General features: G+C 41.1%; 22 protein-coding genes and 1 tRNA gene. 15 read left to right on the top strand and 8 right to left on the bottom strand.

Features of this window, described 5'->3' with window-relative positions; all coding sequences use genetic code 11:
- Nucleotides 1–64: 64 nt before the first annotated feature.
- Nucleotides 65–140, bottom strand: a tRNA-Gly gene (locus OE749_RS06875).
- Nucleotides 141–410: 270 nt separating this feature from the next.
- The gene (gene orn, locus OE749_RS06870; protein WP_263711665.1) at nt 411–956 is read right to left on the bottom strand and encodes an oligoribonuclease; all 546 of its coding nucleotides are present in this window, start codon (nt 954–956) and stop codon (nt 411–413) included.
- 99 nt (nt 957–1055) lie between these two features.
- Here orn and rsgA point away from each other — a divergent pair, with 99 nt between their 5' ends.
- From rsgA to OE749_RS06850, 4 genes are all read left to right on the top strand, one after another.
- On the top strand, nt 1056–2096 hold the full coding sequence (rsgA, locus tag OE749_RS06865) for a small ribosomal subunit biogenesis GTPase RsgA (protein WP_263711663.1): 1041 nt from the start codon (nt 1056–1058) through the stop codon (nt 2094–2096).
- 147 nt (nt 2097–2243) lie between these two features.
- Nucleotides 2244–3116 carry an archaetidylserine decarboxylase gene (gene asd / locus OE749_RS06860; protein WP_263711661.1) on the top strand — a complete coding sequence of 291 codons (873 nt, stop codon included), beginning with the start codon at nt 2244–2246 and terminating at the stop codon, nt 3114–3116.
- A gap of 4 nt (nt 3117–3120) precedes the next feature.
- Nucleotides 3121–3990, top strand: a complete 870-nt coding sequence (locus tag OE749_RS06855) for a DMT family transporter (protein WP_263711660.1) — start codon at nt 3121–3123, stop codon at nt 3988–3990.
- A gap of 2 nt (nt 3991–3992) precedes the next feature.
- Nucleotides 3993–4688 carry a glycerophosphodiester phosphodiesterase gene (locus OE749_RS06850; protein WP_263711659.1) on the top strand — a complete coding sequence of 232 codons (696 nt, stop codon included), beginning with the start codon at nt 3993–3995 and terminating at the stop codon, nt 4686–4688.
- A 20-nt stretch (nt 4689–4708) separates the two neighbouring features.
- Here the strand turns inward: OE749_RS06850 and OE749_RS06845 are convergent, their stop codons facing one another.
- The 5 genes from OE749_RS06845 to gpmM all read right to left on the bottom strand — a co-directional run bounded on the left by OE749_RS06845 (nt 4709) and on the right by gpmM (nt 10010).
- Nucleotides 4709–5116 carry a MerC domain-containing protein gene (locus OE749_RS06845; RefSeq protein ID WP_263711658.1) on the bottom strand — a complete coding sequence of 136 codons (408 nt, stop codon included), beginning with the start codon at nt 5114–5116 and terminating at the stop codon, nt 4709–4711.
- Nucleotides 5117–5300: 184 nt separating this feature from the next.
- Nucleotides 5301–6248, bottom strand: coding sequence for a DUF808 domain-containing protein (locus tag OE749_RS06840; protein ID WP_263711657.1), 948 nt, complete (start codon nt 6246–6248; stop codon nt 5301–5303).
- Between the two features lie 11 nt (nt 6249–6259).
- On the bottom strand, nt 6260–7099 hold the full coding sequence (locus tag OE749_RS06835; RefSeq protein ID WP_263711655.1) for a divergent polysaccharide deacetylase family protein: 840 nt from the start codon (nt 7097–7099) through the stop codon (nt 6260–6262).
- Nucleotides 7100–7283: 184 nt separating this feature from the next.
- The gene (locus OE749_RS06830; RefSeq protein ID WP_263711654.1) at nt 7284–8393 is read right to left on the bottom strand and encodes a murein hydrolase activator EnvC family protein; all 1110 of its coding nucleotides are present in this window, start codon (nt 8391–8393) and stop codon (nt 7284–7286) included.
- A gap of 81 nt (nt 8394–8474) precedes the next feature.
- Nucleotides 8475–10010, bottom strand: a complete 1536-nt coding sequence (gene gpmM / locus OE749_RS06825) for a 2,3-bisphosphoglycerate-independent phosphoglycerate mutase (RefSeq protein WP_263711652.1) — start codon at nt 10008–10010, stop codon at nt 8475–8477.
- A 321-nt stretch (nt 10011–10331) separates the two neighbouring features.
- Here gpmM and OE749_RS06820 point away from each other — a divergent pair, with 321 nt between their 5' ends.
- Genes OE749_RS06820 through gpsA form a run of 4 tightly spaced genes read left to right on the top strand, consistent with a single transcriptional unit; the run spans nt 10332 to nt 12570 of the window.
- Nucleotides 10332–10757 (top strand): rhodanese-like domain-containing protein, encoded by a 426-nt coding sequence (locus tag OE749_RS06820; protein ID WP_263711651.1) that lies wholly within the window; start codon nt 10332–10334, stop codon nt 10755–10757.
- 18 nt (nt 10758–10775) lie between these two features.
- Complete coding sequence (grxC, locus tag OE749_RS06815; RefSeq protein ID WP_263711650.1) at nt 10776–11033, top strand: glutaredoxin 3; 258 nt, start codon at nt 10776–10778, stop codon at nt 11031–11033.
- Between the two features lie 37 nt (nt 11034–11070).
- The gene (gene secB, locus OE749_RS06810) at nt 11071–11568 is read left to right on the top strand and encodes a protein-export chaperone SecB (protein WP_263711649.1); all 498 of its coding nucleotides are present in this window, start codon (nt 11071–11073) and stop codon (nt 11566–11568) included.
- 3 nt (nt 11569–11571) lie between these two features.
- Nucleotides 11572–12570, top strand: coding sequence for an NAD(P)H-dependent glycerol-3-phosphate dehydrogenase (gpsA, locus tag OE749_RS06805; RefSeq protein ID WP_263711647.1), 999 nt, complete (start codon nt 11572–11574; stop codon nt 12568–12570).
- Between the two features lie 165 nt (nt 12571–12735).
- Here gpsA and trmL read toward each other — a convergent pair whose 3' ends face one another.
- Nucleotides 12736–13200, bottom strand: a complete 465-nt coding sequence (gene trmL / locus OE749_RS06800) for a tRNA (uridine(34)/cytosine(34)/5-carboxymethylaminomethyluridine(34)-2'-O)-methyltransferase TrmL (RefSeq protein ID WP_263711646.1) — start codon at nt 13198–13200, stop codon at nt 12736–12738.
- A gap of 163 nt (nt 13201–13363) precedes the next feature.
- Here trmL and OE749_RS06795 point away from each other — a divergent pair, with 163 nt between their 5' ends.
- The 7 genes from OE749_RS06795 to OE749_RS06770 all read left to right on the top strand — a co-directional run bounded on the left by OE749_RS06795 (nt 13364) and on the right by OE749_RS06770 (nt 20659).
- Nucleotides 13364–14332 carry a helix-turn-helix domain-containing protein gene (locus OE749_RS06795; RefSeq protein WP_263711644.1) on the top strand — a complete coding sequence of 323 codons (969 nt, stop codon included), beginning with the start codon at nt 13364–13366 and terminating at the stop codon, nt 14330–14332.
- A gap of 27 nt (nt 14333–14359) precedes the next feature.
- Nucleotides 14360–15289, top strand: a complete 930-nt coding sequence (locus tag OE749_RS06790) for a hypothetical protein (RefSeq protein ID WP_263711643.1) — start codon at nt 14360–14362, stop codon at nt 15287–15289.
- A gap of 39 nt (nt 15290–15328) precedes the next feature.
- Nucleotides 15329–16378: a helix-turn-helix domain-containing protein gene (locus OE749_RS06785; RefSeq protein WP_263711642.1), complete on the top strand. Its 1050-nt coding sequence runs from the start codon at nt 15329–15331 to the stop codon at nt 16376–16378.
- 242 nt (nt 16379–16620) lie between these two features.
- Nucleotides 16621–17696 (top strand): IS3 family transposase gene (locus OE749_RS06780; protein ID WP_263711641.1). Its coding sequence is split into 2 segments (ribosomal slippage): nt 16621–16864 and nt 16864–17696, totalling 1077 coding nucleotides; the frame shifts between segments, so codons are not numbered across the junction.
- Between the two features lie 98 nt (nt 17697–17794).
- Nucleotides 17795–18718, top strand: coding sequence for a helix-turn-helix domain-containing protein (locus OE749_RS18605; RefSeq protein WP_404828140.1), 924 nt, complete (start codon nt 17795–17797; stop codon nt 18716–18718).
- 39 nt (nt 18719–18757) lie between these two features.
- Nucleotides 18758–19672, top strand: coding sequence for a helix-turn-helix domain-containing protein (locus tag OE749_RS06775; protein WP_263711639.1), 915 nt, complete (start codon nt 18758–18760; stop codon nt 19670–19672).
- Nucleotides 19673–19708: 36 nt separating this feature from the next.
- The gene (locus tag OE749_RS06770; RefSeq protein WP_263711637.1) at nt 19709–20659 is read left to right on the top strand and encodes a helix-turn-helix domain-containing protein; all 951 of its coding nucleotides are present in this window, start codon (nt 19709–19711) and stop codon (nt 20657–20659) included.
- The last annotated feature ends 14 nt before the right edge of the window (nt 20660–20673 follow it).

Here is a 20673-nt window from a genome sequence, read left to right as displayed (position 1 = left end):
CCGCTTATTTACTAATTTCTTAGCAATATAGTGAACACATAGGTGTTCATGACATGTTCGGAATTGGAGCGGGAAACGAGACTCGAACTCGCGACCCCAACCTTGGCAAGGTTGTGCTCTACCAACTGAGCTATTCCCGCATATTTTGTTGCGCTTATAACTTGTAGTGTGCTTCGTTATGACCTTGCCAAGCCTTGGCAATTACTTCGTAACGAGGATGTGCACAACCAACTGAGCTATTCCCGCATATACAGTTGCGTATTTTTATTACGCTTACTGGATAAACCAGTACATTCCGAAAAATGTGACCGCTTCATGTCGAAGCGGGTGCGCATTTTACAAAAATAGGCTGTATACGCAAGCCTTTTTTTAAAATAATGTCGAAAAAAATGAAATTTAACGATTTGCGATCAGATATTGAACACATTTTGGCGATAATATTGTAGTTCGCCGATCGACTCGCGAATATCATCAAGTGCTAAATGCGTTCCTTTTTTTGAAAAGCCAGCCAACACATCGGGCTGCCAGCGCCTTACCAACTCTTTAATCGTACTAACATCAATACTTCTATAGTGGAAATAGTCATGTAGCTCAGGCATGTACTTCACCATAAAGCGACGATCCTGTCCGATTGTATTCCCACACAATGGGCTTTTTCCTGCATCTACATACTGCTTTAAAAACGCGATAGTTTGGCGAGCTGCATCAATTTCTGTCGTTTTGCTTTCTCGACAACGCTTAGTGAGCCCAGATTCGCCATGCGTGTCAATACACCACTGATCCATGTTATCAAGCACAGAGTCAGGTTGATGAATAGCAAGTACAGGCCCTTCGGCAAGAATATTGAGATTTTCATCGGTCACAATAGTCGCGATCTCCAAAACACGGTCGGTTTCAGGGTTCAAGCCCGTCATTTCCATGTCTATCCAAACTAAATTGCTATTGTTTACCGTCATATACCTGCCACTCTCAAAATAACCTATCGTTAATATAATTGCTTAAAGCAAGACGTTACCATGTTATAGTAAAAAGGAACAAACAAAGTATCTCTCAAAGTGGCTAAAAGACCAAAATTAACACATAAGCAAAAACGTCAGGTTTCTGCTAATAGAAAAAAACGTTTACAAGAAAATCAACCTTCGTTGTCGGCAGATCAGGTCGCGCAATTACAAGAAGGGGTGGTCATCGGGCGTTTTGGTAAGCATGCAGACGTTGAAAATCCGCAAGGCGAGGTTTTCCGCTGTCACATTCGCCGCACAATCGACAGCGTTGTCTGCGGTGATAGCGTGCAGTTCCATCCAGGCGACGACACCTCAGCGGCAGTCAGTGGCGTCATTGAAATTGTAAAAGATCGCGCGTCGGTGTTAACCCGTCCTGACTTTTATGATGGCGTTAAACCCGTTGCCGCAAATATCGATCAAATTATAATTGTCAGCTCTGTTTTGCCCGCTTATTCGCCGAATATCATCGATAGATACTTGGTTGCTGCCGAAGATGTCAACATTACCCCTGTCATTTTGCTTAATAAGATTGAGCTGCTATCGGACAACGAAAGAGAAGAAATAAAGCAAAGCCTGAATATTTATCGAAAAATCGGTTATCAGGTGTTAATGACCAGCTGTAAAAGTGGCGAAGGCATCGACAATCTTAAACAATTTTTAAAAGATAAAATCAGCGTATTTGTTGGTCAGTCTGGGGTAGGGAAGTCTAGCTTGGTTAATCAGCTATTACCTGAGGCTGAGGAAGCAACAGGTGACATTTCTGATACATCAGGCTTGGGGCAACACACAACCACCGCAGCGAAATTACTGCACTTCCCAGCAGGAGGTGATTTAATTGATTCTCCCGGAGTTCGCGAGTTTGCACTTTGGCATCTTCCACTTGAAAAAGTCACCGAGGGTTTTATTGAGTTTAGGGCGTTTTTAGGTGGATGTAAGTTTAGAGATTGCAAGCACAAAGACGACCCAGGTTGCCTATTGCGCGAGGCGGTAGAAAAAGGAGAGATTAGCCAAGCCCGCTTCGACAGTTATCACAAAATTTTAGATACCATGGAAGATCAGCGCCCCACAAGGAGCCGACCTCCAGGCATGCAGTAAATGCAAACGACGTCGGTGAAAACCCATCTATATTAATTTACGGTGATGGCGTTAACGTAAAATCTTATGAGCTAGAAGTGCTATGTATCACGCCATCTTCATTTTTCGTGTACAATCCACGGCTCTTAGCACAGAGGAGTATGTCTTTTGCTTAACTGGTTAAAAATAAAATTACAGTATTTGATGCCAAAACATGCAATATCGCGTCTGGTTGGCGCGTTAGCAGCCGCTGAAGCGGGTTCACTTACAACGAACTTAATCAAAATTTTTATTAAGCATTACAAAGTTGACATGTCAGAAGCAAAACAATCTGACGCCGAAGACTTTCCTACGTTCAATGCTTTCTTTACACGTGAGCTAAAAGAAGACGCACGTCCCATGAAAGCGTCTGAACAGCAATTGGCCTACCCGGTAGACGGCACGATCAGCCAATTAGGTGATATTCGATTTGATACTATTTTTCAGGCGAAGGGACACGATTATAGCTTGACCACCTTGTTAGGTGGCGATAACAAAATTGCTGAGCCATTCAAAAATGGTAAGTTTGCGACAATTTATCTTTCACCACGGGACTATCACCGCATTCACATGCCTGTAGACGGAAAGTTAACAGACATGATTTACGTACCTGGTGAGTTGTTTTCAGTCAATCCATTAACAACTGAAAATGTACCCGGCCTGTTTGCTCGTAACGAGCGAGTGGTTAGTATTTTTGAGACGCCATATGGAAAGATGGCAATGGTATTGGTAGGCGCAACTATTGTTGCAAGTATCGAAACGGCCTGGGCAGGCACCGTCACACCACCAGCAGGAAAGAACGTTACCCATTGGTCATATCCAATGGATTGTGAAGGCGCAGTCAGTTTGAAAAAAGGCGAGGAGATGGGCTTATTCAAATTGGGTTCCACAATTGTAGCCTGTTTTGAACCTGGCATGGTGGAGTTTTTAGAGCAAAATCCAGGCGATATCACGCGACTTAACGACGTATTCGCCAACATTACTCGCCCGAAACAAGACTAACTGCGTGGATCCCGTTAAACGCAGTTTAGGTATGCTCCACCTAACAATGATATTGTTGGGTGGCACCGCATTATTTTCTAAGATTATTCCGCTCTCATCTACCGATATTACGTTCGGTCGCTCTGTCGTGGCATGCCTTTTACTGGCTCTCGTCGTCAAGTTTACTGAGGGTAGTTTGCGACTCCGAAACAGACGCGATTACGTGATTGCTATCGGCCTAGGAATGCTAATGGCCGCACACTGGGTCACCTATTTTGCAGCCATGCAATATTCTTCTGTATCAGTAGGAATGATTGCGCTATTTACATTTCCGGTCATTACCGTTCTGATTGAACCCTTTTTCGAAAAAATATCACTCGTTTGGCAAGACTTGGTCAGCGCTCTCGTGGTATTTATGGGCATAGTCTTGATGGTGCCCGAAATCTCATTAGAAAATGATGTGACACTGGGTATAGTCATAGGCGTTGCTTCAGCGATTTTGTACGCCTTCCGTAACTTATGCCATCGCCGCTACTTTTGCCAGTATTCAGGTGCACGAGCAATGGCGTATCAAACCGCAGTTATTATAGCGAGCCTGTACTTTTTCACGTCTGATGAAATCTTCACAGCCTCGACAGAGACTTACATATGGTTACTGCTACTCGGTACGGTATTTACTGCACTCCCCCACGCAATGATAGCCAGCAGCTTGAAGCACTTACGCGCCAAAACTTTCTCATTAGTAGCATGCATGCAGCCGTTCTACGGTGTTGTTTTAGCAGTATTAATTCTTGATGAATCGCCAACTTGGCAAACTCTTGTGGGCGGCACACTGGTAATTTCAGCCGCAATCTACGAAACTGTAAATGCCCAAAAACTGCATCAAAAAACCTAAATATGATTATCTTTGCTCATCGCGGTGCCAGTAAAGACAAACCTGAAAACACGTTAAGTGCCATAGAAGAGGCCATAAAACAGCAAGCGGATGCTATCGAGATTGATGTTTTCGAGTGCAAAGATGAATTTGTGGTGATACACGACCGCTGGCTACAACGCACCACCACCGGACACGGCAAAGTAGAAAACCATACCTATGCACAGCTCAGCCAATTTGATGCGGGTTTAGGCCAGCCCATTCCAACCCTTAATCAAGTATTAGATATGGTAAATGGAAAGTGTGAACTTAATATAGAGTTAAAAGGCGTGCACCAAACGGCACATTTGCTGGACTATATTCACCCTACTCACTTCGACAATACGCCTATTCTATTCTCATCTTTTAATCACCACGTTATCAAACACATCAAGCAACTTAAACCTGACTGTAAGATTGGTGCGCTAACTTCGTCCGTGCCACTTAATTATGCTGCATTTGCCAGTGAGCTGGGTGCATATAGCACGCATCTTGATATCAGCTTTTGCACGCAAGCATTTGTAGATGATATCCATCTGCGTGGTATGAAGGCATACGTCTACACGGTTGATGAACTAGAAGATATCGTTCTCATGAATGACATGGGAGTTGATGGCATTTTCACCAATAAACCCGCTTTTGCTAAAACAGTGCTCTCGCACATGGCGCAAAGCCAATAGTGGTTTAAAACAAATTCAGGTTAAGCGGTTTCAGAGTGACACGTGCTGCATGTGCGGCAACTTTTGCACAAGCGTAGGTTGATTAAGTGAGAAAATATAATCAGAAATGCGCCAACACCTATAGTGAAGGGCTCGTATTGCTCACCGAACATATCTTTATTCCAATAAATTAACCCACCTAGTAGTAAGCTATACAACGGATAAAGCTGGCGATGATAACGATAAAATCCAGAAAGCAGCGCCCAAAAGCCCATGATCATAGACAGTGTCAGGATTGTTTTTTCAAACCAATCCTGAGCAAAAAAGCTCGCGCCAAGGTAAGGAACGACAGGTAGCAGCAACGGCAAAAATAAACAATGCACAGCACAAAGACTTGACGTCCAGATGCCGAGTTTATCTACAAAAGCTTGTTTACGAATATCTGACATTGCTAACCTCTATGTTCAACAACGTTATAGTATAACATTTCGACGAATTTGCAAAATGATAAATGTCGTTAAATCATGAAATTTAGCTTACTGGCTGAAAAATAATAGAATTTCTACGGTAATTGATGTCGCGATGAATCCTAACACAGAATAAACAGCATCACCGATACTAATGCTGAACCGTTTAGAGTGCGTGATCGTCAGCCCTGTATCTTCTCACCAAGCTCACAATAGCCAATACAACGCTGCCCGCTATCAATCCCAGTATACCATCAAACAAAATCGGCATCATTGAAGCAGACCAATCCCCAAGTAAACCTGAAGCAAACTGCGTCGTAGTTTCGCTTACGTGATGAAACAGGGAAATGCTGTGGGACAATATGCCGCCGCCGACTAAAAACATCGCTAATGTGCCTACAATGGCGAGTAGCTTCATTAACAATGGCGCAATAAGCAGCAAGCTTCTTCCCAGCGCACGCTTGAGCCCACTAGCCCCACCCTTGACCGCGCTCCTTAATAAATACAAGCCAGCGTCATCAAGTTTCACAATGGCGGCAACTAAACCGTAAACACCCACGGTAAAAGCGATCGCCAAACTCGACAGAACCGTAACCTGTGTCATAAAAGGCGCGGCTTGAACCGATCCCAACACGATCACAATAATCTCTGCTGACAAAATAAAGTCTGTGCGAATAGCCCCTTTGATCTTATCTTTTTCCATTTCAACCAGATCGACGCTCGGATCCGCGATCGCTTTAAGTCGTTGATCATGTTGATGATCGGCTTCATTTTTATCATCAATCAGCTTGTGGATAACTTTTTCAGCGCCCTCATAACACAAGTACAAACCACCAATAATCATTAACACGGTAATCAGCGGTGGCAGTAAGGCACTAATTAACAATGCGGCCGGTACTAAGATGAATTTGTTGAGAAATGAGCCTTTCGCTACGGCCCAAACCACGGGCAGTTCGCGGTCTGCTTTTACGCCTGAAACCTGTTGAGCATTGAGCGCCAAATCATCACCCAACACACCTGCCGTCTTTTTTGCTGCCACTTTTGAAAGTACTGCCACATCGTCTAAAATCGTGGCAATGTCGTCAATAAGCGCAAGTAAATTGGCTGCGGCCATAATAAATCCTTTTACAGTGATACTGGTGTAGTTTTTGTTTCCTCAACCACACCAGTTACTGAGGTAGGTTGATTATTTTGTTGGTGTTGGGCTTTGCGACTCAACTCAATAGATTTCAACATTTCACTCACAGGAATCAATCTCACTCCTTGTCCATCCAACTCAGTCAGTGCATTTTCAAGATAGGCAAGACTCTGTGGATAAGGATGTGCAATACCAATTACCTGATTATACTTTTTTGCCAGACGGATCAAGCGCTTAAATTGCTGATCAATATGATCAGGATCGATAACATGATCAATGAACACACTGCGATGACCTGATAAGATCCCAACTTCTTGTGCGATCTTACTCGCTTTACTAAAACGTGTCGTGCGGCTATCAACAAAAAACAGATTTTCTTCCTGCAGAAATTCCATAGTGGTTTTCATTGGCAGCGTTAATTGCGTGAGTTTACTTCCCATATGGTTGTTAACGCCAATCGCATGCGGAACACTTTTCAATGCACTAGATAGCGTTTGCTTAATCGCTTGAGGGTGCATATCAGACGTAATCGCGCCCGGCCCAAGCCTATTATTGCCTAACGACTCCATAGGCACATGCAGCATAACTTCGCGCTGCTGTTTAGCCGCGCGTTGAGAGAATTGCCGTGATAACGGTGTATGGGGAAGAATGGATAATGTTACTTCTTTAGGCAAATCAAAGGCCTTCGCATCACGTCTGGCATTACCCATATCATCAATAATTATCGCGATCTCGGCAGCATTGCCTGAAGACATCGTCGATATTGCGATGAAAAATAACAGAATCGCTGTACAAAATTGTTCTATCGTTTTTTTAATTAAGCGCACGTTCACTACTTATTATTGTTATGCTTATTCGGGCGTTTATTCGTTACTATTTTTATCGAGTATAACGCCACGTTGTCAGTATAGATTCGTCGACTTTATGTGTCGAATACACCCTTTTCGCAATCTGATTCGAGTTTTCTGCAAATCTGAACTTGCCAATACACTCAACACAGCAGTAGAGCCACTATTTTACCCAAGCACTTGGATTGAGGGCTTTTCCTTTGTGCCTGATCTCAAAATATAAATTGGGTGCGCTTTGGCCACCGCTTTGCCCCACCAGAGCAATGGTTTCACCAGCTTGCACAGAATCGCCCACTTGCTTCAACAGTGCCTGATTGTGGCCGTACAAACTCATATAACCGCGCCCATGATCAATCACTGTAACTAATCCAAATCCTCTTAGCCAATCTGCATATAACACCTTACCATCATGGATAGACTTAACAGAGTTACCAGCTTGGCTGTTAATCAACACGCCTTTCCATCTCACTTGCCCTTGGCGTCGTTTTCCATACAACCGCTGAACTCGCCCGCTTGTTGGTCTTAACAAGCGTCCTTTCAGTGAGGCCAATCCTTTCATTTCTGGAATCGCCTTGGCTTCTCTGGCCTTTTGTGCTGCTAATGCCGCCGCTTCTAGTGCTTTAATTAAAGCTTGCTCGTTGATTTGTAACTGCTCAATCTTCGCCGCTTCAGAATCGATTGCTTTTTCGATTTGATTCAGAGTACCTTTGCGCTCAGATTGTTGTAACGCCAGCTTAGATTTCTGCTCAGTTTGTGATTCCAACAATTTATTAAGCTGGTCGAGCTTCTGCGCTATGTTCGCTTCAACCTCTTTTAGCGACGCTACTGTGTCTCTAAATGTTTCAATTTCACTTTGGCGGGCAGCATTAAGATATTTATAGTAAGTAATCACTCTTTCAAAACGACCTGCATTCTCTTGATTGAAAATCATTTTCGCGTAGTCATGATTTCCTGTCATGTAAGCAGAACGAATTTGTTTCGCGAGGATGCCTTCCTGTTGCTTCAACTGTTTTATTAAAGCCCGCTGCTTTTTCTCAAGCGACTTTTTCTCATCTTGATTTTGCGCAATTTGACCTTGTGTACGGTTGAGTTGTTTCGCGGTTTCAGCTATCTCCAACTCGGCTTTTTTCAAGCGCTGTTCCAATTCACGCGCCTGCCGCAATTGTTGTTCAATTTTCTGTTGTTTCTGTTTTATTTCTCTTTGAATATCTTTAAGTGCATCTTGATCATCTTGCGCCAATGCAAATCCAGACACTGTCACCAGCGGCAACATACAAAAACAAACAACAATATAAAACCGGCACAATTTAACGAATCGTGCCGACTGAATCAGATAAGAAATAACAATCACAAATTAGCTTTTTAAGGTAACAATAGGTTTACCGGTCATTTCACTCGGCTGCTCCATGCCCATCACATGCAACATCGTAGGCGCAACATCACTTAACGTGCCGCCGTTTCTAGTAGAAGCATCACGCCCAACATAAATAAAGGGAACAAGTTCGCTGGTATGTGCAGTATGAGCTTGTCCTGTTTCTTCATTTACCATTTGCTCTGCGTTGCCATGGTCGGCTGTAATCAAGCATTCTCCGCCTACCTTTTTCAGCGCAGCGACGACACGACCAATACACGTATCTACAGCTTCTACAGCTTTAACAGCCGCATCATATTTACCAGTATGCCCTACCATATCCCCATTCGGATAGTTACATACAATGACATCGAATTTGCCTGACTCAATTGCGTCAACCAATTTATCTGTAAGCGCTTCACTGTTCATTTCTGGTTGTAGATCGTAGGTCGCGACTTTCGGAGAGGGTATTAAAATGCGTTCTTCGCCTTTAAATTCTGCCTCTCGCCCACCTGAGTAGAAGAAGGTGACATGGGCGTATTTCTCAGTTTCAGAGATTCGAAGTTGTGTTTTATCGTGTTTCTCTAACCATTCTCCCATCACATTAGTAAGGGGCTCTGGCGGAAAAGCCACAGGTGCATCAATACTATCTGCATACTCAGTAAGCATAACGAAACCACTCAAATTTGGTCTGCGTGTACGCTCAAAGCCAGAGAAATCGTCATCAACAAAAGCACGTGAAATTTCTCGGGCGCGATCTGCACGGAAATTCATAAAAATAACCGTATCACCATCTTCGATGCTGACTTTGTCTCCAATACAGGTAGGCTTCACAAATTCGTCATTTTCATCACGTATGTAGGCCTGTTGAAGGCCAGAAACAGCGTCGTTTGCCTGATATTCCGCCTCACCGTCTACTAAAAGATTATAGGCAGATTCAACGCGATCCCAACGTTCGTCCCGGTCCATCGCGTAATATCGGCCGACAAGTGAAACCGTGCGTCCTACCCCCAAATCAGCAAACAGCGCATCAGCCTTTTGGAGCGACGATTCTGCGCTGCGAGGCGGTGTATCACGTCCATCTAGAAACGCATGCAAATAGAGCTTTCGCACACCTAATTTCGCTGCCAATCTGAGCATTTGGAAAATATGATCTTCGTGGCTGTGCACACCACCCGGCGACATTAATCCCATCACATGAACCGCTTTATTTTGTGACAGTGCTTTGGTGACATTTTTCACTAACGCTGGGTTAGCATTGAACTCGCCATCGTCAATCGCTTTGCTGATTCGAGTAAAATCCTGATAAACAACCCGACCGGCACCCAAATTAACATGGCCCACTTCAGAATTTCCCATCTGCCCAGCAGGCAACCCAACATCGATGCCAGAGCCAGAAATGAACGTATTTGGATAATCGCGCACCAGTTCATCTAAAACCGGCGTATTGGCATTAGCAATGGCGTTGTTGTCAGTGTCTTCTCGATGACCCCAACCATCTAAAATAAGCAGCGCAAGCGGTTTTTTAGCCTGATTCATAGGTGACTCCGTATGGGTTAAAAAGTTACGACAATGGCAATACGCATCTAATTCACGGTAACCGATAGTGTAGTTAGCAGAAAACCACTATGGCAATGAAAAAAGCACTGCGCACAATCTGTAATAAAATCACAGTTTACCTAGATTAAAAACATTGCACCAGTACGTATCTTCTTCATTTTTATGTCAATCTTTGAATAAATAATATTGCCATTCCATAGGCTTGCGTAGTTTTAACGCCGTCTATTCCAATCTGCACTGGTTTTGAAAGTGATTTTCTATATACTTTGCTCACTTATTTTTACCTGATTGAATGTTGTTATGGAGCAAATAGTCGAATTTATTAGTAATCACTACGTCCTAGCAGGCCTGTGGATGGGTTTATTTGTGATGCTGGTATACAGCTATATTAGTGGTGCCCTATCACCTGTGAAAGAAGTAAGCACGCGTGATGCAACCATGTTGATGAATAAAGAAGATGCCATTGTAGTGGATATTCGTCCACAAGCAGACTTCAGAAAAGGCCATATTATTGGTGCGAAGAACCTAAAACAGGAACAGATAAACAAAGCTGAATTTTCTACCCTTGAAAAAAATAAGGATAAGCCCATTATAGTGGTATGCGCCATGGGGATGTCGGCTAAACGCACTGCCTCGCAGATGTTAAAGGCGGGATTTACCAAGGTATCTGTACTTAAAGGTGGAATGAGCACCTGGCAAGGTGAGAATTTGCCTGTCATCAAATAGTAGCGAGTAACGTATAACATGCCAAAAGTCGAAATCTATACTAAGGGATACTGCCCTTATTGCCATCGAGCAAAGCATTTATTAGAGAGTAAAGGCATTGCGTACGAGGAGTTTCCCATCGACCAGAAACCTGAGTTACGGGACACCATGATTGAGCGCGCAAATGGCGGTTATACCGTTCCGCAAATCTTCATCAATGAACAACACATTGGTGGCTGCGATGACATGTACGCACTTGAAGCAAAAAACGAATTAGACAAATTGCTCGCAGCATAATTGCACGAGTGAATAAATTAAAATAATAGGAAGTAAAATGGCTGACGAGAATCAAGTAAACGAAGCTGCACAACAGGGTCAGGGCGCACAATTTCAAATTCAGCGCATCTATGCAAAAGACATTTCATTTGAAACGCCCAATTCTCCACAGGTATTTCAAAAAGAATGGAAGCCTGAAGTTAAACTAGATATCGACACACGTACCACAGAGCTTGAAGCCAACTTGTACGAAGTGGTTCTTGCTGTCACCGTAACAGCAAAACTAGGCGAAGAAGTCGCGTTCTTATGTGAAGTACAGCAAGCGGGTATTTTTGCAATTGGCGATATGCCAGAAGCAAATAAAGCACATACGCTAGGTTCTTTCTGCCCTAACGTGCTTTTCCCTTATGCGCGTGAAGCGATCTCTAACCTAGTTAACCGCGGCACGTTCCCTGCGCTAAACCTTGCGCCAGTGAATTTTGACGCGATCTTTGCCGCATACATGCAGCAGCGTGCTCAAAAGGATCAAGAGCAGGCACCTAAGCTAGACGCATAATTTATGAATCAGTCTGTGACTGTACTCGGGGCGGGGTCGTATGGCACCGCCCTTGCTTTTTGTTTAGCGCGTAATGGCATCGAAACCTTTCTTTGGGGACGTGACTCGTCACAAATGCAAGAAATGGCAACACAACGATGCAATACGCGTTATCTTCCCGATTTCACCTTTCCTGACGCGTTGCACATTGAGCCCAATCTCAAAGCAGCAGTTGCTCATAGTGATGACATATTGGTGGTAACGCCAAGCCATGCCTTCGAGGAAATGTTAGAGCAAGTAAAACCTCTACTGACGAAGAACCACAGAGTGTTGTGGGCAACCAAAGGGCTACAACCCAAAACGGGGAGACTTCTGCAAGATGTTGCTCGTGACATATTGGGCGAAGACATTCCTCTGGCGGTACTATCAGGTCCGACATTTGCCAAAGAAATGGCAGCAGGGTTACCCACTGCAATTTCGTTGTCTTCGACGAACGACCAACTCGCTGATGAATTTGCAAGCAAACTTCACTGTGCGAAAACATTTAGAGTGTATCGCAATAACGATTTTATTGGTGTACAACTCGGCGGCGCAGTGAAGAATGTCATAGCAATAGGTGCAGGCTTGGCTGACGGCTTAGGATTCGGTGCTAACGCACGGACGGCTCTCATTACTCGTGGCTTGGCGGAGTTAACACGACTGGGTATGAAGCTTGGCGCGAAGCCAGAAACTTTCATGGGCATGGCTGGTCTTGGCGATCTCGTCCTGACGTGTACAGACAATCAATCTCGTAACAGACGATTTGGATTAGCACTGGGCAAAGGCATGCAAGTCAAAGAAGCCATGGACAGCATTGGACAAGTGGTTGAAGGTTACCGAAACACAGATGAAGTACACGCTCTTGCGAAGCAGCAAAACGTAGAGATGCCTATTTGCGAGCAAATTTATGCGGTGCTTTATGAAGGTAAAGCCCCAAAAGAGGCCGCTTTAACTCTGCTTGGGCGTGCGCAAACAACCGAATAATTTTATTGTTTGATGTTGAACAGATACGCTCATCATTAATGCAATCCAGTGAGCCACCCAAAAACAAGGTGGCGCAACTGGGGTACCTTCATGCTGATGGGAACTAATACCTTCTATTAATTCAATACAAGAAGGCGGAATCTACGCTCACCTTCAAGTTTCAAATTATATCGAGCCAGAGAAATCAAACTGTCTCCATGCTTCATATACGAATACCGACACAGCGTTCGACAAGTTCATACTGCGGCTTTGAGGCAACATTGGAATTCTCACTCGCTGCTCAGGAGGCAATGATTGAATAATATCATCAGGCAAACCACGCGTTTCTGGCCCAAATAGCAATGCATCTCCCTGCTCATAAGATACATCAGCGTGGTAAGCCTTCCCTTTGGTTGTGCAAGCAAATATTCTTTTCGGCTGGCGGGCATCTATGTAGGCTTGTAAATCTTGATGACGGATCACGTCCGCAAATTCATGATAATCAAGCCCTGCTCGCCTCACCCGCTTATCGTCCCAATCAAAACCAAGAGGCTCAATTAAATGAAGATTGAACCCTGTGTTTGCGCACAAACGAATGATATTACCAGTATTAGGAGGAATTTCAGGCTGAAATAAAACGATATCAAGCATCATGTAGCTCTAGTCATGTAAAACATTCCGTGCAGTTTACCAAAAGTGCGATTCAGGATCTGCACACAATAATTCTTGAAATTGATTTGCCAACGCTGTAATAAATAACACGCTCAAACATATTGTGCACATTAATTGCAGTAAAGACAGTCAGTGATACGGAATGGATAGTATTTCAAGCGAAACGTTGAAATCGATTCGCACCTCAGCAAACCTTAGCCAAGATGAACTAGCTACGAGGTTAAGGATTGGCGCGTTTCTAATAAAAAAAGTAGAAGAAGGAAACATTCCGATATCACACATCCCCGATGAAGCTCGTCAGGGATGGATAAACTTATCAAAAGGAGAACCTAAAAGCCTGTTAACCAAAATTAAAAAAAATACCACTCCTCTGTTTAGCATATTTTTGTTAGCCGGCCTTTATCTTGTTGCAGTGACTTCTTTTATCGGTACTTTTGACCTGAGTGCGGACTTTGAACCTGGCTCTAATGCTGATAAAGTGGGAATTCTGATTCTATTTATAGCCGCTATCATAAATAGAAATTACAAAGACCTATTCTTATCTATAGTCATTCTTATTATCTTCAAAATTGCTGCAGAATTAGTTTACTCTGTCCTATACGGAGACTATATCAGCGCCGTACAAACATCCCCAGATACTTTTGTAAAAGTAGACACAGGCTACGATGTATTAATATATATTTTTAGTATTATCACCTACTTTTTATGCAAAAAAGAAAGGTGTCGAATAATATTCTTATCGAGTTTGCTATTAGCAATCAGCCTAGAAGTTTACTGGACGATTACACAAGTCGATGCACCTAAAATAGCCTGGTATATGTACAATGGGTCACAGTGTCTATTGATCTTAGCCCTATTAAAAGTTAAACATCGAAAATTAAATAATTTTAAAGGAAAATACAAAGTTTATGACATGGTTATAAAAAAATATATGGAACTATATCAATATCTTATATTGTTCATGATACTAGAATACGTACTACGATATGAATTTAATTTAAATATAAGATTAATTTATGATGGTTACTTACTGTTTTCGACAATATATTTTTTCAGTTTTTTACTATCAATTATATATTATCGCTTTAGAATCGAAAAACTCCATTCGTAGCTAATGCATTTTAATATGGAAAGCAGAATGCTCCACAAGCAAGATAATTCCGATGCCAAAATCGCTCAACATGTTGGTGTGGGACAATTTCTACTAGAAGCAATCGAACGCGGCGATGTGAATGCGAAAAAAGCGCTGAATCGCAGCGCCTTCAAACGTTGGCTAGACCACAACACGGAAAAACATAAACGCCAGTCAACCTATGCCCAGATATATAAGTTATTCTCATTCTCCATTATTTTAGTCTTATGCACGATTTGCGCGCTCGCTCAAGTGTACTCATTGGGATTTCCAAATGCATTTGATTCGGGTGTGAATGCATCAAGAATTGCCTTAGCATTCCTACTAATGCTCGCTTTAGTGGGAAGAAGGCATGTAGATTTCTTCCTTAGCTCGGTATTAATCATCGCTTTCATGCTAGCAGAGGAATTCTTCTATTCTTTAATTATAAATGTTTATTATTCCACCCTAACTAATGAAAAGCTTTTAATTAGCTTACTTTTATATGCCACAAGCGTCATCTGTTTAATATTCGCTAGAAACCACAAGCACATAAGGGCGAGCGTAGTGGCTTTCTTCACTTGTTTAAGCGCCGACTTATACTGGGCCCATCAAGGGCTACCCGCACCATTTATAAGTTGGTATTTATATATTGGATGTCAATATCTCTTACTCAGCCAATGCATCGCATTTAAGAGCGCACGCGTTGCCAGTAATGAAAATAAAAGAACTCAAAATTATGATCGTATCATTCATATATTCGCATCATTCTATCAATACATAATTCTGCTTAATATCATTGAATTTATCGCACGGCATATGTTCCAGATTGAGGTGTTCGTGATTTACGAAATCTATTCTTATGTTTACGTGATATTTGTTGCTTCACTACTTCTCGTTCAGGTACATTTCTTATACTATGGTGATAATATAAAACCCCTCGACATACAGCATTGAGTATTGGACAAAACGCCAAGGAAACAGGACCAGAAAACATTGAATAGCCGTAACGCTTCTCACTTAACGCTGAAAAATATAAGAAAGAATGCAGGATTATCACAAAAAGAACTGGCAGACCGACTTAATATCAGTATTTATCTGATTGAAAGCATAGAGGTAGGCACTATAGATGCCAAAGCCGCATTACCATCAAAGACCTTAACTCTCTGGTTAAGTTTATCCCATCAATCAACACGCAATTCAAATGCTTTAACAAAGGCCATAAATTTTAGCGTTTGGTTGCTTCTATTCTTATTCTTTTTTTTGGCTTTTTTTTCACATATACAGGCATATGATGTTACATCAGAGTACAACTTTCGTATAAATCCCGATCGTGTAAGCCTATTATTAGTTATGGTTTTAGCCTACGTAGGACGAAAAGACCCACACTTTATAGCCACCGCATTTATAATCATTATCATTAAAGTAATCAATGATATTATCTTTTCTTTTTTAGTGGTAGATTATGTGGACAATTTTAGAAATTATCTTCCTAAAATTTTGCTTTACGTGATAAGCATGCTTGCCTACATTTTATGTAGAAAATGCCGTTATTCGCCAATTTACCTCATTACGCTACTAACCGCTCTTACTACTGAGACTTACTGGTATTTGAATGAATATCCGTCGCCTTTTATATCTTGGTATCTTTATGTATCAGCTGAATGTTTAATTGTCACCACTTTAATTGAAAGAAAATATATATCCATCACCCCCCAAGGAAGGGTTGAAAAACACGTATTTGATAAAATAATATTAAGGTTTATGGCATTTTATCAACCTCTAATTTTCATTGTGATAATAGAATATATATTGAGACATATTGGAAAAATAGATTCGGTATTTTTACACACATCATATAGTTACGTTGCAAGTCTTTATCTATTTTCATTTATAGCGGCGCTGTTTTATCACGTTTTTTCTAAGACAAAAAGCTATGAGGAAAACATATCTTTACCAGCTCTGGCGAAAAGAGTATTTATCCCTAACTTCCTAAAAGGAGCGCAAGCTGAGGGTATAAAAAATGTTGATAACAATATCCGATAAATCTGAAGTGTGCGTTATAATTTTTTAATATTTCTACTTGTAGTGACCAAGATGCCCCGACCACTACAACTTCAGCTATTCGCTGAATTTAATTATTTTAAAACTAGCAATGAGAGAATACTTAATTTGCCAACACCATAAGCATTTCAAATAGACAAGATACTTTTTGACCCTTTCCCCCAAATTTAACACCATGACATTGATGAGATTTCCAATAAACTGGAGACAATGGAGATCTTAAGATGAAGAAACGTTACAGCGAAGAACAAATCATAAAAGCCATCAAGCAGCATGAAGCCGGAGCCAAGGTTGACGACATCTGTCGTGATATGGGCATATCCACCGGCACGTTTTATAACTGGCGAAGCAAATACGCGGGACTTGAGGTAAACGAAGCCAAGCGACTCAAGGAGCTAGAGTCAGAGAACAATAAGTTCAAGAAGATGCTGGCTGACAAGTTGTTGGAAGTCGAAGCCATGAAGGATGCGTTGTCAAAAAAGTGGTGAAGCCAGCTGCAAGAAAGCCCGTTGCCCGCCACTTGATGGAGACATTCAAACTGAGTGAGCGTGTTGCGTGCAGGCTAGCTGGCGTGAGTAGGACAGCGTTTCGCTATCAGCGTAAGGACAAGGGCGATGTTCCTATCAGAACAAGGCTCAAGGAGCTTGCGTCGCAGTATCCACGGTATGGCTATCTGATGTTGCATGGCCTGCTCAAAGGTGAAGGCTTGGTCATCAACCGGAAGCGTACTTATCGGTTGTATACCGAAGAAGTATTGCAGGTCAGAACCAAGAAGCGTAAGAAGTTGACGCGCCCCAGGCAGCCGATGGAGGTGCCAACCGCAGCGAATGAGCGTTGGTCGATGGACTTTGTATCCGACCAATTGGCCAATGGAAGGCGTTTCCGCGTACTCAATGTGGTTGATGATTACTCGCGAGAGATGGTGGGCCAGTTAGTCTCTGTTTCCATCAGCGGCAGGCAGGTAGCTCGTTTTCTGAGTCAGTTAATTGAGCAACGTGGTAAACCAAGGAAAGTGATTTGCGACAATGGTACGGAATTCACTAGTATAGCTATGTTCTTCTGGAGCAAAGAGTCAGGAGTAGAGCTTGGGTTTATTCAGCCAGGTAAACCAACACAAAATGCCTTTGTGGAAAGTCTCAATGGAAAATTCAGGAATGAATGTCTGAATCAACACTGGTTCAGAACGATTGAAGAAGCAAAGTATGAAATTGATCTGTGGCGTGACCATTACAACCATATTCGACCACACAGTTCACTGAATTATTTACCGCCTGTTGAGTATGCAAAACGGGCAGCATAATATGAAAAATCTCATCGAGAGATTGGTATTAATCTCGGGGAAAGGTCATTTTGAGTATGTTAGCCATGTATTACATAAAACTAGGTGACGAGCTGTAGATGTTATCTGAAGAATTAAAAGCAAGGCGTATCAATGCGGGTTTGTCACAAGAGGCGCTCGCTGAAAGGCTAAATGTGGGCGTATACTTAATTCAGGCGATTGAAGAGGGTGAAACCTCTCCTCACCAAGCACTATCGAAATCAGCTATGGTAGTTTGGGGGACTGCATGCCGAAGGAACCCGTCTGGCGTTATGCAGATCAGGTCAAATATTACCTCCACTATCGCAATGGCAGTCTCTTTTTGTAGCTCACTTATTGTTGTAGGCATAGTAGCTTTTCTACTCTTAGTTTTCATTTTATCCCATAGTAATCCAGTCAATAATGATAGAGTTATTCTAATAACGATATTAAGTTTAGGATTTATTGCAAGAAAAGACCGAGATCTAGTTTTCACATGTCTACTTTGCTCTGCACTACTTGTTATAAACGACTTACTCTTTCCAATATTAATAAACAGTTCATTGGAGTTATCAATAACCATTTATATTTTTACGCTACTTTCGGCACATTTTTTAACTAGAAACCTGTTAAAAAAAATAATATTTTTAACTGTTTTTTTAGTTGTATCAATGGAACTGTATTGGTACTTAGAGGAATATAGTAGGCCAAGCATAACATGGTATATACATTGTATATTTATAGATATCATTGTTATTAGTCTAATTAAACAAAAGCCTAAACTCCTTTACAAAAAGAATTTTAGGTTTTCTGATTTAAAACTGTATGACAAATTTTTTCTATTTCATTACTATTTCTATTTCCTACTAATTTTATTAGTAGTGATTGAGTATGGTATTCGACATATTCTTCATTACCATACACTCAATATTCATTACGCGTATCCATACATACAAGGAGTATTTAGCCTAATCTTCATCTTGCTCCTAGTTGAAAGTATAATCCGCCACAAGCTCTGGAAGTAGCATGTTTTCACTCTCACAACCAAGCAGCACCACGTAGTTATGACATTATTATCTGAACAACTAAAAGCAAAACGCATTGATGCAGGGTTATCACAAGAGGCGCTCGCTGAAAGGCTAAATGTCGGCGTTTACTTAATTCAGGCGATTGAAGAAGGTAAAACCGATCCTCACCAAGCATTTTCTAAATCAAAAATTTCGTCATGGTATACTTTGCCAAATAATTCCGAATTTTCGTCGGGTCATCAAAGTTTATTGCTGCCAATTTCATTGATTTCCAAACTGTTTATACTTTCTATAATACTATTTATTTTTTCTATTTTTTATCATTTATACAATGATGCAATAAAATTGGACAGAGCGGTACTAATTACTGTTCTAGCCTGTGCTGTTATAGGTCGAAGAAATAAAAGCATTTTTTTCACATGTACTCTTTACGCTCTAACGCTAGCCCCTAATGATATTATGTTTTCTGCCTTATTAAATTCGGAAAACTTTACCTTTAACGCTATCATTTATATATTGACATTATTAGTTATTCCTTTATTGAAGAATAATACAATTAAATTTCTAGTGCTCTGTCATTTTCTTGTTAATATCGGTCTAGAATCTTGGTGGTATATAACGGAATATGACTCACCCAAAATCGCATGGTTCACTTGGATAACGTTATCAAATCTAGCAACTATTTATTTCTTAAAGACAAAAGAATACATATTATTTAAAAAGCATAGGACCATATCTGAACTTAGATTTTATGATAAAGTTTACTTTTACTTTTCTAACCTTTTATTAGTAATGACGACGTTATGCTCTCTTGAATATGGAGTAAGACATATCATAGGCTACGAGGTATTTATATTTTACTTTGGCTACTGGATAATAAATTTAGCTTTTTCAATTATCTTTATTACATTAATTATAGATGCGATAATTCGAGACAAACTCTGGAAATAGCATGTTTTCACTCTCACAACCAAGTACCACGTAGTTATGACATTATTATCTGAAGAGCTAAAAGCAAAACGCATCAATGCAGGGTTATCACAAGAGGCGCTCGCTGAAAGGCTAAATGTGGGCGTTTACTTAATTCAGGCGATTGAAGAAGGTAAAACCGCGCCTCACCAAGCTCTATCGAAATCAGCTATGTTAGTTTGGCAGAATGCAGGCCAAAGCAGCACTACTGAGACTATAGAAATGAAACCGAAAATTACGACCAGTGTCGAGAGAGGGGTTTCATTTATCTCACTATTTATTGTTATTGGAATGCTTTTCTTCCTGTATGCGATTTTTATGGTTTTATATAGTGACGCAGACAATCACGATAAATTTAATTTGATAGCCGTTTTGAGTATATCCTTTATTGCAAGAAGAGATAAAGACCTTGTATTTACCAGCTTACTTTATTCAGCATCACTATTAATAAACGAGTTCGCTTTTGTAATTTTAAAAGATAGTTCTTTTGAAATTTCAATGGCTCTTTATATCTCCGCCTTGATATCCGTACATTTTTTAGCTAAAAATTATGTAATGACAATGATGTATATGATCATTTTTTCGGCAATATCAATGGAGATAATCTGGTATTTAAAAGAAATTTATCGCCCAGATATAACTTGGTATATTCATTGCGCATTTATAAATACCCTTATTATTAAAACAATTAAAACGAAGCTCAATATTTTACATGGAAAGCATTATAGTTTTATTAGCTTGAGTATTTATGATAAATTCTTTCTGTTTCATAGTTATTGTTACTTCTGGCTGATTTTATTAATGGTAATTGAATATGGCGTTCGTCATATTCTTCACTTTAATACACTCATTGTTTACAATTTATTCTTGCCTATTCAATGGACATTTAACCTAATCTTCATCTCGCTACTGGTTGAAAGTGTGATCCGCCTAAAACCATGGAAAAAGGCAGTGCTTAGTGTGAAGTAGTAGAGATATTCCCT

It is taken from the genome of Fluctibacter corallii, assembly GCF_025751585.1.
GTDB classification, from domain to species: Bacteria; Pseudomonadota; Gammaproteobacteria; order Enterobacterales; family Alteromonadaceae; genus Fluctibacter_A; species Fluctibacter_A corallii.
This window is presented reverse-complemented; position numbering and strand designations above follow the sequence as displayed.